The following is a 14,016-nucleotide window of genomic DNA, read 5'->3' as shown; positions in this document are numbered from 1 at the left end:
GCTCCTGCCTTTTTTGTGACACGCAGCTTGCTTGTGCTTCCATCGATGTGGGACCTGTGATGAGGCATTCGAACGCTCTCACTCTTCTTTGGTGAGGTCCCAAAGAAAGCGTTACGCATAAATTCGCTGATGATGTGGCTACCAATTAGCTTGGCCCTCTGTCCGCAACGTATGCACAGTCCGACTGAGGATGGCATATAGAACTCCATGTTCGATTGTTGATGAACTCTGCCATGCGATATCTCGGACATCCAGTCCCAGGCTCAATCAGCATTAGCGACCCCAGAGCGAGGCATGGACCTTGGATACAGAGCAGAGGTGACGCGCTGCGTGCGTGCCGGCAAGGTGGTCGGGCTAGCCATTTGTTCTAGCCGTGCGGTTCAGAATCGATGGTGCTCGAGAGATTGGTTAGGGATGTTTATCAGGCGTAGGAAGAGTGTCCGCTTCTGGCCGACAACGGACGTCACCCATGACTTCGGGCTCTTTTCCCCGGGGACCTCTAGGAATGCCTTGAGGATTCCGAGCGACAGTTCCATGTAGCAGGAGATCTATTGCCAAGGGGGCGCGACAAACGGCGCTGCTGTCCAAGTAAGTCCAACCGCATCCAATCAACTAAGGGGTACAAATGGGGGTATTTTTAATTTTGAATTTATATTTATTGAATCAAAAACAAGTGGTTGTATCGACTATTTGGGTCAGATAAGCGCACCACATGGGAAGCGCCGAAACGCCTTGAAAATAGGGGTTTCAATAGAAAAGGCCAGCGCGGGGCGCTGGCCTTTTTACGTCTACCGGGAAAATTACCGGGGCTCGATCCGCGAGGCGGCGACCGTGTGGACTGCAATGGAACTGTCACCCCTGCAGACGCGGCTGACCGCGCTTAACGAATGGCTGGGCGATGAGGTGATCCGCTTCAACCCCTTCGACCTGGGCGCCGCAGCTTAAGGGCTGCTGGTCCACCTCAATGGGCATCTGCCTGGGAGGTGTGTTTTTGTCCAGAGGGGGGGGTTGCAGTGTACCGTGTATCGGTATACGATACGCCTGTCGCTACGAGTAAAGGAGGCGCCGGTGATAAAAACGTATGGAAGTAAGGATACCGAACGAATAGCCAGCGGTAAGAAGGTCAAACCTCTGGCAGGTATCGAGAGGCAGATTCAGATCAAACTGGTGTACCTGAATGCTGCGGTGACGTTACAAGATTTGAAGTCACCGCCCGGCAACCGATTGGAAGCGCTGAAAGGCGACCGAGCTGGGCAGCACAGCATCCGCATCAACAACCAGTACCGCATCTGTTTCAAATGGAAGGATGGTGACGCCTACGATGTAGAAGTCACCGATTACCACTAAGGAGAGTGAGCGCCGGCTAACACCGGCGCGGGCCTCCCAAGTAAGACCCTCAGTCCATCACGTAGAGTCTCATTTAAGAATCGAATTTCAGCTTCACACAATTGGAACATTCCGTAAGCATTCACACTCAAATAGGAGGCGCCGCGCACGCAACGTGCGGCGAAACTATCAAGTCCATGACACGCGCCAACGCGAAAACCGCCACCGCGCTCCCCGCAATTCACCCGGGAGAGATCCTGTCCGTCGAGTTTCTAGCCCCGCTGGGTATGTCCGCCCGCGCTCTGGCCCATGAAATTAACGTTACCCCGGCCCGCGTTTCCGACATTATCGCAGGGCGTCGCGGCGTAACTGCCGATACCGCTTTGCGCCTTGGGCGCTACTTTGGCACCTCGGCCGAGGTGTGGCTTAACCTGCAGGCCAACTACGACCTGGTGACGACCAGTGCTGAGTTGGCCGATGTGATCGACGAAATCACCCCTCGGGCGGCATAAGCCCAAACCTCGGTAGAAGGAAGGTTACCCTTCCTTGCCTTCTGTAGCGACCAAAGCCCCTGCCTCACGGCGGGGGCTTTTTGTTGCGCGGCTGTTGCCCGCACTTCACTGTGCACCAGCCGCCTCCGGGCGGCTTTCGTTTGCCTGGTCGGCCTCCGGCAATTCGGGCCTGAGAACCATGAGTTCGTCCTGTAGCGCTTCCAGCCTCGCCATGTGAAGGTCGTAGCTCCCTTCGGGTAGGTAGACCACCGCTTCGAGTGCACGTGCAGCATGGACCAGCGAGTAGGTGGCGAGCGAGAGGACGAGGAACAACACGTCGTATGCTACGGGCGCGCGAAGGATCAGCCCGCGCTCGCCTTGGTGCCGGAGCGCCAACGCAGTCAGATCGCTGTGGGTGAAGCTGCATAGCATCGTGTATGGCCCAATCAGTTCCGGCAGCCCTGCTGCGATGAAGTGATCGGCCTGGGAAGGCTTACCCCTGCGGAACTCTTCATGCAAAGGCTGATAGCGCGTCAAGCACTCAGCCAAGCGCGCCTCCAGCATCGCCCGGTCGTGCGGCTCCAGCAGGTCGGTGGCTAGCATCCGGTCGTAGAGCTTCTTCTCGCCATGAGCCTGCTCGTAGCGCATTCGCCGCACGTGATCGCTCTTGGAAGCAAGCTGGTACACGTCAGCCAGCGCTTCCAACATAGAGCGGACATGAACGCCGGCATGAGTAGTCAATCCGGCCTGAGCCAGCAGGACCGTCGCCTCAAACTGCTCTGCGATAGACAGGAATAGGACGCATTGCGGTCGTCCAGGGGCATCAAGTGGAGCGCGCATCTCCGCAACCATCGCCTGGGTGGCCGGGAACTGGGGCCTGTCGCGGCACTCGGTATGGGTGAACGGCGGGTGCCGGGCGGTGTTCCGCAATGTGTCCAAAGTGGCGTACAGCGCGCCGGCGGGTGATACCGCGCTGGGCTCCTGCAATATGCGCAAGGGCGCGCAGGGCACGCTGGTGACCCGGATGCCGGTGGGCAGCGATTACCAGGAACTGATCATCGATTATCCCGATGGCCGCTTCCTGTGCATGATGCGCAACAACGGCCAGGTGCAGAGCCTGACGCCGGTTCGTCGCCGCGGCGGTTGAGTTCATCGCGCCAGCGGCCTTATGGTGACCGCCCATACACCCGTCTGGTGGCACCTATATGTCCCATCTTCTGGCCAAAGCAGCTGAGAAGCAGGATCTCGCCCGAATCGACGCGCTGCTGGATGAGGGTGCCGATATCGAGTGGCAGCACAAAGGCACGGGGCGCACCCCGCTGCTATCGGCTGTGATCGCCGGGAAGGCTGACTCGGTGGAGCGGTTACTGGATCGTGGCGCCAACATCCAGCACGCCTGCACTGCACTGGGTTACACCGCGCTGGGTTGGGCTGCCAACGCAGGCGATACGGAAATCGGACGTGTGCTGATTGCTCGCGGTGCATTGCTGGATGCTGCTTCGCCGGAATCGAGGTACACGCCGCTGATGTTGGCGTCTTCGGGCGGCCATCTCGCGATGGTCGAACTGTTGCTGGATAGCGGAGCTACCGTCGCACCGTTGAACTTCGAGGGGACAAACGCACTGGCAATGGCTGATGCCCGCAAGCACGAAGACGTAGTGGCGCGTTTGAAGTTGGCGGGGGCGCAGTTGCCGCCGCCGTTGATAGAGGCGCCGGCGCTTGAGTGGCCCGAACCAGACGCCGAAGGTGAACCCGCCTCAGTGGTGCGTGGCTATTTGTTGGCCTATTACGAATGGGAAACGCGTGGCTACAAGGATTCCCGGTCCGGTGGCAACCTTCTGCGAAGCTCCGGCTTCCAGCAGGAGAAAGCGGATATTTTGACAGCCTGGTGCACCGACCGCCAACGTGTGTACTCGACTGGAATTTCAGTCGGCAGCCCCCGACGGTATGTGCCGGATGACCTACTGGTATCAGTTGCGAGGCTTGGGATCTCGAAGGCGGAAGTGCTGGTACGCGACGATCCTCAGAAGTCGAGTTCCTTGCGTTACGAGCACTTGTTCGTACTCAGACGCGTGAGTGGACAGTGGCGTATCGACGTGTTGAAAAGGCGCCCGTTCCGAGTTGAAAAGTGGTCGTCGGCGATCCTCTAAGCGCGGCCCGCCAAACGGTCGGTCACCAATTTTCCGCCGCCGTAAAGGCCGTCGCAGGCCGACATGACCGCCGTCGGCCGGGAGTCTAAAGGGGCAATGCGGCAAACATTGCCCCCGTCCCGTTACTGCTGGTTTACCGGGTCATTGCCCTTCTTGTAGGTGTACCCGGTGACATCCCAGCCGCCGCCATGGCCGGACGAGGGTTCCACCCAGGTGAATTCCCACGTCTGCAGGGAGCCGTCGGGAAGCAGGTTTTCCACCCGGTAGATCTCACCGGGAATGCCCTGCTCCGGCAGCTTTCCCGGAATCGATTCATCCGCGCGTGCAGACGCGCGCCCCACCGAGAATGCACGCCGTTCCACCTGTACGTTGCCGTAGCCCTGCGGGGCGAACGACGGCTTTACCCGCTGCGCCACCCAGTCGAGCACCTGGCGTGCGCTCGCCATCTGCATGGGATACGCGTCGGTGGTCACCGTATGCGTGATGCGTTGCGAGGAGGCATTGGCAGCTGCCGGAAACAGTCCGCCCAGGGCAATTGCCAGTACCGCAAATCCATTGAGTGCATGTTTCATGTGCGTCGTTCTCCAGGGTTGGGGAAATGAAGCCGCACCGTCCGGGTGCCGACGCAGGGTGGACACAAGGACCGCCGTGGGTAAGAGGCGATGCCGACTCGGGTGTGAAGTGGATCAAGGAAGGGCGGATTTCTGACCGCTCAGCGCTGGAATGCCTGACCGGGGCGCCTTTGTGCTCGCGGCGATCCGGGTATTGCCCTGCTGCACCGCCGCGAGTGGTGTCACACAGCTCTGGCTAGACTGTGCTTCTTTTTCCGCACCGCAGGAGGCACCCATGGCCCATCCCATCTCCGTATCCCTGATTGGCGTTCCCACCGATGTCGGTGCGGGCCATCGCGGTGCACGGCTGGGGCCGGAGGCGCTGCGCGTGGCGGGCCTGCCGGAGGCGCTGGAAGCACGTGGTGTGGACGTGCGTGACGTGGGCAATCTGGATGGCCCGCGCAACCCGTGGACCGCGCCGGTGGAAGGCTACCGCCATCTGGATGAAGTGGTGGCGTGGAACCATGCACTGATGGAAGCCAGCTACGCCGAGCTGCAGGCCGGCCGCATGCCCATCATGCTCGGCGGCGACCACTGCCTGGGGATCGGTTCGATCACCGCCGTCGCGCGCTGGTGCCGCGAGCAGGGCAAGACCCTGCGCGTGCTGTGGCTGGATGCGCACTCGGATTTCAACACCAGCGATGTCACCCCGTCGGGCAACATCCACGGCATGCCGGTGGCCTGCCTGTGCGGCCTCGGCCCGGAGGCGCTGACCCACCTGGGCGGCAGCGCACCGGCGATCACCCCGGCGCAGATGCACCAGATCGGCATCCGCTCGGTGGACCCGGAGGAGAAGCGCCTGATCAAGACCCACAAGGTGGATGTGTACGACATGCGCTACATCGATGAGAACGGCATGAAGCGCGCGGTGGAGGCGGCGCTGGCCGGCATCGATGAGAACACCCACCTGCATGTCAGCTTCGACGTCGACTTCCTCGACCCCAGCATCGCGCCGGGCGTGGGCACCACGGTGCCGGGTGGGGTGAACTACCGCGAGGCGCAGCTGGTGATGGAGATGATCGCCGACACCGGGCGCATGGGATCGCTGGACATCGTCGAGCTCAACCCCTTGCTGGACAAGCAGAATGCCACCGCCGAACTGGCCGTGGACCTGGTCGAAAGCCTGTTCGGCAAGTCCACCCTGATGCGCGACTGAGGGCCTGGCCTGAACGGATCGCCGATCCGTTCACACCCGCTCCACGCCGCTGCCGCCAGATTGCACTTCACGCGGCGGCGGTGGCAGTGTGCCCTCCCGCCGAGCGACAGAACCCCATCCGCGAATGAAGCGGTGTAGCGGCGAACCCAAGGAGAAGCCCATGAAGCGCGTAGTTGCCCTGATGCTGTTGTCGATGTTCTCGGTGGCCCTGCTGGCCGGTTGCAATACCGTTGCCGGTGCCGGCAAGGACGTGCAGAAGGCCGGTGAAAAAGTTGAGGACGCCGCCAAGGGCAAGTGAGCCCGGCGCGGATTGGAAAGCGAAAAGGCCGGGAATCTTCCCGGCCTTTTTTGTGCGCGCTGTTTGCCGCATGGCTGTCGAAGCGGAGTGAACCATTCAAGCAGGTGAGCATGTATTTCATTGCCGGTTGACCGGTACTCAACAGCCGCTGCGCGAAGCTGGAGCCACGGTAAGAACGCCGTTGCAACCAAGGACTCCCAGCAATGAACAAAGACATCATTTCCGGCAAGTGGTCGCAGCTGAAGGGCAAGGCCCAGGCCAAGTGGGGCGATCTGACCAACGACGATTTCGATGTGGCCGAAGGCAATGCCGAGTATCTGGCCGGCCGCCTGCAGGAACGTTATGGCTGGGCCAAGGACCGCGCGGAGAAGGAAGTGCGCGAGTTCCAGGACGCGGTGAGCAAGGACTACCCGGACTACAAGTAAGCGCTTCGGTTTCCCCCACAACACGACGCCCGCACCGTGAGGTTGCGGGCGTCGTGTTGTCTGCGCCGGACGATCAGCGCGCCGGCGGGTCCGGCACGTAGCGGTTGGGGAACGCCTGCGATTCGCGCGGCAGGCGCGAGGGCGAATCCACCAGGATGCCGCGCGCACGCAGGTTGCGGGCGCTGTCGTAGCGCAGCTGCAATACCTGTGCGGGGCTGCGGCTGGCGCGCTCGAAGTCGGTATCGCGCACCGAGGACTGCTCGCGCGCACCATGGCCGGTACCCAGCGCTGGGGCCTGCGACTTGCTGGCGTAGCCTTCGATGCGGCTGGCATTGGCACTGGCACTGGCATCGGCCGCCGCTTCGGCCGCCGGGGCCGGCAGCGGCAGGCCACGGCGCAGGATCGGCTCGGGGCGCCAGCGACGTGCCTCTTCGAACACCGCCACGCCCACAACGCCGATGTTGTCCGGGCGGCCGGTGCGGCTGGCATAGCTGCCGCTGGGGCTGCTGAACACGAACTGCGCCACTTCGTCCTGGCTCTTGCGCCAGCCGGTGATGTCGGCGCGCTGGCCGGGGTTGAGCACGTAGCCGGTCTGCGAGGGATCGGCATCCTCGCCGGAGATGGCGTTGACGCCGTCCACCGACAGCACCACCAGCACCCGGCGCGGGCTGTCGTTGTACAGGCGCACGGCGTAGCGGTGGCCGCGCTCGCCGGCCACCCAGCGCTGGCCCTCGGCGGGGTAGCTGCGCAGTTCGGTGCCACGGTCGCGGTCGACCAGGGTCATGCGCACCGGGCCGCCTTCGTAGGCCGGTGGTGGAGGCGGCGCCGGGCGGAAGCCGGCCAGGGGCAGGATCAGCAGCAGGGGCAGCAGGCGTTTCATCGGGCGTCTCCAGCGGGGTTGGGTGAATGAACGCACCGCAGGCCCTGACGGGGTTGGTGGCGTGCAAGGTAAACTGGCCCCGTTCATCGAAGGTTACCCCACGCAGTCATGACGACCCGAGTCCTTACCGGCATCACCCCCTCCGGCACGCCCCACCTGGGCAACTACGTTGGCGCCATCCGTCCGGCCATCGCCGCCAGCCGCGCGACGGGGATCGAGAGCTTCTTCTTCCTGGCCGACCTGCACAGCCTGATCAAGTCGCAGGACCCGCAGCGCACCCAGCGCGCGACCCTGGAGATCGCGGCCAGCTGGCTGGCCTGCGGCCTGGACCCGGAACACGTGTGGTTCTACCGCCAGAGCGACATCCGCGAGACCACCGAGCTGATGTGGTTCCTGACCGCCATCGCCAGCAAGGGCATCCTCAACCGGGCGCACGCCTACAAGGCCGCAGTGGACAAGAACCGCGAGGAAGGCGTGGACGAGGACGCAGGCGTCAGCGCCGGCCTGTTCATGTACCCGGTGCTGATGGCCGCCGACATCCTGATCTTCAAGGCCAACCAGGTGCCGGTGGGCCGTGACCAGATCCAGCACATCGAGATGGCGCGCGATTTCGCCCAGCGCTTCAACCACGTGTACGGCAAGGAGTACTTCCCGCTGCCGGACGTGGTGATCGATGAGCAGGTGGCGACGCTGGCCGGCCTGGATGGCCGCAAGATGAGCAAGAGCTACCACAACACCATTCCGCTGTTCGTGCCGCGCGAGGAGCTGAAGAAGCTTGTGTTCTCTATCCTGACCGACTCGCGCGCACCGGGTGAGCCGAAGGACACCGAAGGCTCGGCGCTGTTCCAGATGTACCAGGCGTTCGCCACGCCGGAACAGACCGCAGAGTTCGCCAAGGCGTTCGCTGCCGGCATCAGCTGGGGTGACGCCAAGCAGCAGCTGTTCGAGCGCATCGACAGCGAACTGTCGCCGCTGCGCGAGCGCTACAACGCGCTGATGGCCGAGCCGGAGAAGATCGAAGCGCTGCTCAAGCGCCGTGGGCAGCAGCTGCGCGAGCAGTTGGCGGCACCGCTGCTGGAAGAACTGCGCCACGCCGTGGGTCTGCGCGACCTGTCCACGGCGGGCGACATCGCCAGCGAAGATGCCGGCGTGGCCCGCGTGGCGCCGCCGCAATTCAAGCAGTACCGCGAGAAGGACGGCCGGTTCTACTTCAAGCTGACCGCCGGCGACGGCACGCTGCTGATCCAGAGCGAAGGCTTCGATTCGCCGCGTGATGCCGGCCAGCTGATTGCCGTGATCAAGCAGGCCGAGCAGGGCGACCAGCTGCAGAGCGAGCTGTTCAAGCTGGACGCCGAGGTGGACGCCGTGCTGGCCGCGCTGGCCGTGCTGCGCGAAGCGGCCTGATCGCCGGGCCTGCCTGCCCTTTGTAGAGTCGAGCCATGCTCGACTTTGCTCCGCCCCTGTAGAGCCGAGCCCGTGCTCGGCTGGGTAGCAACGCAGCCGAGCATGGGCTCGGCTCTACAGGGACGCCCCCGCCGGCACGACCGTGGCACAGCACCCATGGCATGATGTCCGCGCGCCGCCGGCGCGATGACATGGAGTCTGCGATGGCCTGGTTGTCGCTGCTGCTGTTCCTGCCCTGGTTCCTGCTGCTGGGCAGCCTGTACTGGCTGTTCCCGCGCCAGCCGCGTACCGCGCGGCGGCGCCTGTTCGATGGCACCACCCTGGTATTGGCGTTCGCGCTGAGCATTGTGTCGATGCTGTGGGGCTACCGCATCGGCGTGGTGCAACCCGGCGCCGGCCCGATCTGGCCGCAGGTGCTGGCGGTGCTGTACGCCTACGGCGCGTTCCTGGCGGTGCTGGTGCTCGCGTTGCTGCTGCGACCGCGCTGGCTGGACCGGTAACCCCGCCTTTGTAGAGTCGAGCCATGCTCGACTGCACGCGCCCTCTGTAGAGCCGAGCCCATGCTCGGCTGATGTCTGGCAGAAAGGCAGCCGAGCATGGGCTCGGCTCTACGGAATCTGGACTCCGACCAAAGCCGCATCGAACCCGGGCCGCCTGCGCGCCTACCATGGGCGTCTGTTCCCGATCCTGCCAGGTGCGTGCCGATGACCGCCGACCCCAGCATCCACACCATCGATACCGGCTTCCAGCGCCCGGACTTCGACGCGGCTTACCTGATCGTTGAAAACGGCCGCGCCGCGTTTGTCGACTGCGGCACCGGCCTGTCGGTGCCGGCGATGCTGCAGGCGCTGGCGGATGCCGGCCTGGGCGTGGAAGCGGTGGACTGGTTGCTGCTCACGCACGTGCACCTGGACCACGCCGGCGGCGCCGGCCTGCTGATGCAGCAGCTGCCCAACGCAAAGGCGGTGCTGCACCCGCGCGGTGCGCCGCACATGATCGACCCGACCCGGCTGATCGCCGGTGCCACGGCGGTGTATGGCGCCGAAGAGATCGCGCGCAGCTATGGCCGCATCGAGGCGATTCCGGAGTCGCGCGTGGTGGTGGCCGAAGACGGCCACCGCATCGATCTGGCCGGCCGCGAGCTGGTGCTGCTGCACACGCCGGGTCACGCGCTGCACCACTATTGCGTATGGGATGCGCGCAGCCGCAGCTGGTTCACCGGCGATACCTTCGGTATCTCCTACCGCGAGCTGGACAGCGTGCAGGGCGCTTTCATCTTCCCGACCTCCTCGCCGGTGCAGTTCGACCCGGAGGCGATGAAGGCCTCGATCCAGCGCATGCTGGGCTACGGCCCGCAGGCGATGTACCTGACCCACTACGGTCGTGTGGAACAGGTGGAGAAACTGGCCGGCGACCTGTTCGAGCAGATCGATGCGATGGCCGCCATTGGCCGCCAGTGCGACGGTCGACCGGACCGCCATCGTTGCCTGTTGGCCGCGTTGCAGGCGCTGTATCTGGAACGTGCACAGCTGCATGGCTGTGCGCTGGACGATGCGGCAGTGACCACCGTGCTGGCGATGGATATCGAGCTCAACGCACAGGGCCTGGCCTGCTGGCTGGATCGCATCAGCAGGTAGATCCACGCCCTGCGTGGATGACGCAGGCCCAAGCCGCGCCGTGATGTCACGACCACGTTACACTCTGGTGACTTCCAAGCTAGCCGTGGTACTGCCGTGAATCCGATGCGCGTGTTGCTGCTGTCGTCCTGCCTGTTCGTCGGTGGCCTTGCCCATGCGGCCAACGACCTGCCGGGTGGCGGCATCGATCCGCAGGCGCTGTCGCGCCATGTGCGCGTTCTGGCGTCGGATGAATTCGAGGGCCGCGCGCCGGCCACCGAGGGTGAAGAGCGCACGGTGCAGTACCTGATCGAGCAGTTCCGCAGCTACGGCCTGCAGCCCGGCGGCGTGGATGGCAGCTGGGTGCAGCCGGTCCCGTTGGTGCGCGCGCAGCTGGACGGCCCGGCCAAGGCCAGCCTGTCGCTGAAGCAGGGCAAGCGTGCGCTGGCCAATGGCGTGGACGTGACCCTGCAGAGCCTGCAGCCGCGCAAGCGCGTGCAGATCAGGAATGCGCCGCTGGTGTTCGTCGGCTATGGCATCGATGCGCCGGAACGCCAGTGGAACGACTACAAGGACGTGGACCTGCACGGCAAGATCGCCGTGGTGCTGATCAACGATGCTGATTTCGAGGCCGATGCGCCGGGCGCGTTTGACGGCAAGGCGGTGACCTACTACGGCCGCTGGACCTACAAGTTCGAGGAAGCCGCACGCCGTGGCGCCGAAGGCGTGCTGATCGTGCACGAGACCGCGCCGGCCGCCTACGGCTGGGCCACGGTGAAGAGCTCGGGCACATCGCCGCTGTTCGACATCGAGCGCGGCCAGGACGAGGCGATGGCGCAGCACACGCCGCTGCGGGGCTGGATGCAGCGCGAGCTGGCCGAGGCGATTTTCGCCGACGCCGGCCTCGACTTCGATGCCGAGAAGCGCAAGGCGATGCGCGCCGACTTCCGCCCGGTGGCACTGGACAACGCCAAGCTGAGCGTGGACTTCGCGCTGAAGCGCGAGCAGGTGGTGACCCGCAACGTGGTGGCCAAGCTGCCCGGTGGCGAGCATGGCGACGAGGCGGTGATCTTCTCTGCGCACTGGGATGCCTTCGGTATCGGCCAGCCCGACGCCAAGGGCGACCGCATCCGCCGCGGTGCGATCGACAACGCCACCGGCGTGGCCACGGTGCTGGAACTGGGCCGGGTGTTCGCCGCCGGCCCGCAGCCGCAGCGCACGCTGTACTTCGTGGCGCTGACCGCCGAAGAGAAGGGCCTGCTGGGCGCCAGCTACTACGCCGCGCACCCGCTGGCGCCGCTGGACAAGACCGCCGCGGTGCTGAACATCGAGATGTTCAGCCCGGATGGCCCGACCCGCGACATCGCGTCGTGGGGCAAAGGCCGGGTCTCGCTGGAAGGCGACCTGGAACGCGTGGCCAAGGCCCGTGGCCGCAGCTACAGCCCGGACCCGAACCTGGAAGCGGGCTTCTTCTACCGCGCTGACCACTTCGCCTTCGCCCGCCTGGGCGTGCCGGCAATCACCATCGGCCCGGGCCTGGACAAGCTGGACGGTGGGGTTGAAGCCGGCCGCGCGCTGCGCGAGAAGTACTTCGCCGATTGCTACCACCAGGCCTGCGATGCCTGGACGCCGCGCTGGGACCCGAGCGGCCACGCTGCCGATACCCTACTGGTGTACGATCTGGGCGCGGAGCTGGCCAACAGCCGCCGCTGGCCGACGTGGGAAAAGGAATCGGAGTTCCGCGGCGCGCGCGACAAGAGCGAAGCGGCCCGCCGCTGAGGTAGTGCCGGCCGCTGGCCGGCAACTGCCTGCTCTTTCCGGAGGTTCATGAGGTTGCCGGCCAGCGGCCGGCACTACCGAAAGAAGGTGGCGTTGCCGGCCAGCGGCCGGCACTACCAAAGGAATGTGGAGGTGTCGGCCAGCGGCCGGCACGACCGGGTGTTCGTCAGCGCCGGCGCAGCAGCTTCCACGCGCCCCAGCCGCTGGCGGCGAGCGCTGCCAGATAGCACGCCACCATCGTGCGCAGGCCGACCAGCGATCCGCCGTTGACGCCGCGATGCAGGCGCAGTTGCAGCGAGCTGTGGCCGCTGCCCAGGTCCACTGCCAGCTGCAGCGCCAGTGCGGCGCAGAACAGCAGCAGGGCGATCCCGAAACCGATGCGTGGCCATGCGGCCTGTGCGCTGGGGCGGCGCAGCAGCCAGGCCAGTGCCGTGGCTGCGGCCAGCGTCATCGCGATCCACATCAGTGGAGGAGCGGGAGACGCAGCGGCCACCGGCATTGCACCGGTGGCCGCGATCAGGGCAACGCGCTTACTTGCGGGTGCCGTCGAGCCAGTTCGGGCCCTTGTTGGTGAGGAAGAACACATAGACCACCAACGATACCGCGATCGTGGCAGTCACGTAGAGGGCGAACCAATCGACGTGGCCGGTCTTCAGCGCGCCCTGGTACAGCAGCGGGGCGGTGCCACCGAACAGCGAGTTGGCCAGCGCATAGCCCAGGCCCACGCCCAGTGCACGCACGTGGGTGGGGAACAGCTCGGCCTTCACCACCGCGTTGATGGAGGTGTAGCCGGTGAGGATGACGAAGGCCAGCGCCAGGGTCAGGAAGGCCAGGGTGGCGTCATGCTGGTGCGGCAGCTGGGTGATCAGGTACCAGCTGTACAGCACGCCGCCGACGCCGAAGAACACCAGCAGGGTCTTGCGGCCGATGATGTCCGACAGCCAGCCACCGACCGGCTGCAGCACCATCAGGAAGGCCAGCACGCCCAGGTTGATCAGGGTGCCGGTCATCGGATCGTTGCCGGCGAAGGCGCTCTGGATCATCTTCGGGCCGTTCACCGAGTAGGTGTAGAAGGCCACGGTGCCGCCGGCGGTGATCAGGAAGCACAGCAGCAGCGGTCGCCACTGGTGCACGAACAGCTCGTACATCGAACCGGACTTCTGCGCCTTGCCCTCGCGCGCGGCCTCGATGGACGACTCCGACAGCGACTCGTCCATGCCACGGCGCAGCCAGAACACCACCACCGCGGCGATGCCGCCGATGCCGAAGGCGATGCGCCAGCCCCACTCGGAGATTTCCGGCTTGCCCCAGAAGGTCAGCATCAGCAGCAGGGTCAGCTGGGCCAGCACGTGGCCGCCAACCAGGGTGACGTAGTGGAAGGACGACAGGAAGCCGCGGCGGCCGGGAATGGCGGCTTCGGACATGTAGGTGGCGCTGGCGCCGTACTCGCCACCGGTGGCGAAGCCCTGCAGCAGCCGTGCGAACAGCAGGATGACCGCGGCCCAGATGCCGATGCTGGCGGCGGTGGGGGTGATGGCGATCAGGAACGAGCACAGCGCCATCAACGTGACCGAGACGGTCAGCGCCAGGCGGCGGCCATGGCGGTCGGCGAAGCGGCCGAAGAACCAGGCGCCGATCGGGCGCATCAGGAAGGTCGCGGCGAAGATCGCCCACACGTACATCGTGGAGTTCTTGTCGTCGGGCGAGAAGAACTGCGATTCGAAGTACACGGCGAACACCGAGTACACGTAGACGTCGTACCACTCCACCAGGTTGCCGGCGGAGCCTTTGAGGGTGTTGGAGATCGACCGCCGCAGGGCGGCGCGGTCGTTCGCGGGGACAGCAGGTTGGGGCGTGGTGCTCATCTGGGTGGGAATCCT

16 protein-coding genes are annotated in these 14,016 nt (G+C 64.9%); 11 read left to right on the top strand and 5 right to left on the bottom strand.

From position 1 onward, the window contains the following. Positions 1-1,020 precede the first annotated feature (1,020 nt). Both AC5P7F_RS20590 and AC5P7F_RS20585 read left to right on the top strand, forming a co-directional pair. Positions 1,021-1,347 (top strand): type II toxin-antitoxin system RelE/ParE family toxin, encoded by a 327-nt coding sequence (locus tag AC5P7F_RS20590; RefSeq protein WP_440572905.1) that lies wholly within the window; start codon positions 1,021-1,023, stop codon positions 1,345-1,347. A 176-nt stretch (positions 1,348-1,523) separates the two neighbouring features. Next, positions 1,524-1,838, top strand: coding sequence for a HigA family addiction module antitoxin (locus AC5P7F_RS20585; RefSeq protein ID WP_046428102.1), 315 nt, complete (start codon positions 1,524-1,526; stop codon positions 1,836-1,838). 105 nt (positions 1,839-1,943) lie between these two features. Here the strand turns inward: AC5P7F_RS20585 and AC5P7F_RS20580 are convergent, their stop codons facing one another. Then, entirely contained in the window at positions 1,944-2,657 is a 714-nt protein-coding gene (locus AC5P7F_RS20580; protein ID WP_197602953.1) for a DUF5677 domain-containing protein, read from the bottom strand. Here AC5P7F_RS20580 and AC5P7F_RS20575 point away from each other — a divergent pair. After that, on the top strand, positions 2,602-2,964 hold the full coding sequence (locus AC5P7F_RS20575) for a DUF3011 domain-containing protein (RefSeq protein WP_164077836.1): 363 nt from the start codon (positions 2,602-2,604) through the stop codon (positions 2,962-2,964). The genes AC5P7F_RS20580 and AC5P7F_RS20575 overlap by 56 nt on opposite strands. Before the next feature lie 58 nt (positions 2,965-3,022). Then, positions 3,023-3,967 carry an ankyrin repeat domain-containing protein gene (locus AC5P7F_RS20570; RefSeq protein WP_134808434.1) on the top strand — a complete coding sequence of 315 codons (945 nt, stop codon included), beginning with the start codon at positions 3,023-3,025 and terminating at the stop codon, positions 3,965-3,967. Positions 3,968-4,089: 122 nt separating this feature from the next. Here AC5P7F_RS20570 and AC5P7F_RS20565 read toward each other — a convergent pair whose 3' ends face one another. After that, complete coding sequence (locus AC5P7F_RS20565) at positions 4,090-4,539, bottom strand: hypothetical protein (RefSeq protein WP_164077828.1); 450 nt, start codon at positions 4,537-4,539, stop codon at positions 4,090-4,092. Positions 4,540-4,813: 274 nt separating this feature from the next. Between AC5P7F_RS20565 and rocF the strand changes: the two genes are divergently transcribed. The 3 genes from rocF (at position 4,814) to AC5P7F_RS20550 (ending at position 6,457) form a co-directional block, all read left to right on the top strand. Then, positions 4,814-5,734, top strand: a complete 921-nt coding sequence (gene rocF / locus AC5P7F_RS20560; RefSeq protein ID WP_032956249.1) for an arginase — start codon at positions 4,814-4,816, stop codon at positions 5,732-5,734. A gap of 160 nt (positions 5,735-5,894) precedes the next feature. Then, positions 5,895-6,032: an entericidin A/B family lipoprotein gene (locus AC5P7F_RS20555; protein WP_014035659.1), complete on the top strand. Its 138-nt coding sequence runs from the start codon at positions 5,895-5,897 to the stop codon at positions 6,030-6,032. 203 nt (positions 6,033-6,235) lie between these two features. Beyond that, the gene (locus tag AC5P7F_RS20550; RefSeq protein ID WP_004153772.1) at positions 6,236-6,457 is read left to right on the top strand and encodes a CsbD family protein; all 222 of its coding nucleotides are present in this window, start codon (positions 6,236-6,238) and stop codon (positions 6,455-6,457) included. Between the two features lie 73 nt (positions 6,458-6,530). Here the strand turns inward: AC5P7F_RS20550 and AC5P7F_RS20545 are convergent, their stop codons facing one another. Next, positions 6,531-7,337 (bottom strand): hypothetical protein, encoded by an 807-nt coding sequence (locus AC5P7F_RS20545; protein ID WP_164077829.1) that lies wholly within the window; start codon positions 7,335-7,337, stop codon positions 6,531-6,533. A 108-nt stretch (positions 7,338-7,445) separates the two neighbouring features. Here AC5P7F_RS20545 and AC5P7F_RS20540 point away from each other — a divergent pair, with 108 nt between their 5' ends. The 4 genes from AC5P7F_RS20540 (at position 7,446) to AC5P7F_RS20525 (ending at position 12,136) form a co-directional block, all read left to right on the top strand. Next, a complete protein-coding gene (locus tag AC5P7F_RS20540) occupies positions 7,446-8,741 on the top strand; it encodes a tryptophan--tRNA ligase (RefSeq protein WP_164077830.1) in 1,296 nt (431 codons plus the stop codon). Between the two features lie 203 nt (positions 8,742-8,944). After that, positions 8,945-9,241 carry a hypothetical protein gene (locus AC5P7F_RS20535; RefSeq protein ID WP_032956243.1) on the top strand — a complete coding sequence of 99 codons (297 nt, stop codon included), beginning with the start codon at positions 8,945-8,947 and terminating at the stop codon, positions 9,239-9,241. Between the two features lie 204 nt (positions 9,242-9,445). Beyond that, the gene (locus AC5P7F_RS20530; RefSeq protein ID WP_164077831.1) at positions 9,446-10,378 is read left to right on the top strand and encodes an MBL fold metallo-hydrolase; all 933 of its coding nucleotides are present in this window, start codon (positions 9,446-9,448) and stop codon (positions 10,376-10,378) included. A 105-nt stretch (positions 10,379-10,483) separates the two neighbouring features. Further along, positions 10,484-12,136, top strand: a complete 1,653-nt coding sequence (locus tag AC5P7F_RS20525; RefSeq protein ID WP_014645634.1) for a M28 family metallopeptidase — start codon at positions 10,484-10,486, stop codon at positions 12,134-12,136. Between the two features lie 166 nt (positions 12,137-12,302). Here AC5P7F_RS20525 and AC5P7F_RS20520 read toward each other — a convergent pair whose 3' ends face one another. Next, positions 12,303-12,599, bottom strand: coding sequence for a hypothetical protein (locus tag AC5P7F_RS20520; RefSeq protein ID WP_164077838.1), 297 nt, complete (start codon positions 12,597-12,599; stop codon positions 12,303-12,305). A gap of 67 nt (positions 12,600-12,666) precedes the next feature. Further along, positions 12,667-14,001 carry an MFS transporter gene (locus tag AC5P7F_RS20515; protein WP_014645636.1) on the bottom strand — a complete coding sequence of 445 codons (1,335 nt, stop codon included), beginning with the start codon at positions 13,999-14,001 and terminating at the stop codon, positions 12,667-12,669. Positions 14,002-14,016: the final 15 nt, after the last annotated feature.

The sequence above is a fragment of the Stenotrophomonas sp. YJH_SMC_105-26 genome (genome assembly GCF_059368915.1).
Note: the sequence above shows the minus strand (reverse complement) of the source record. Positions and strands in the feature narration are given on the sequence as shown.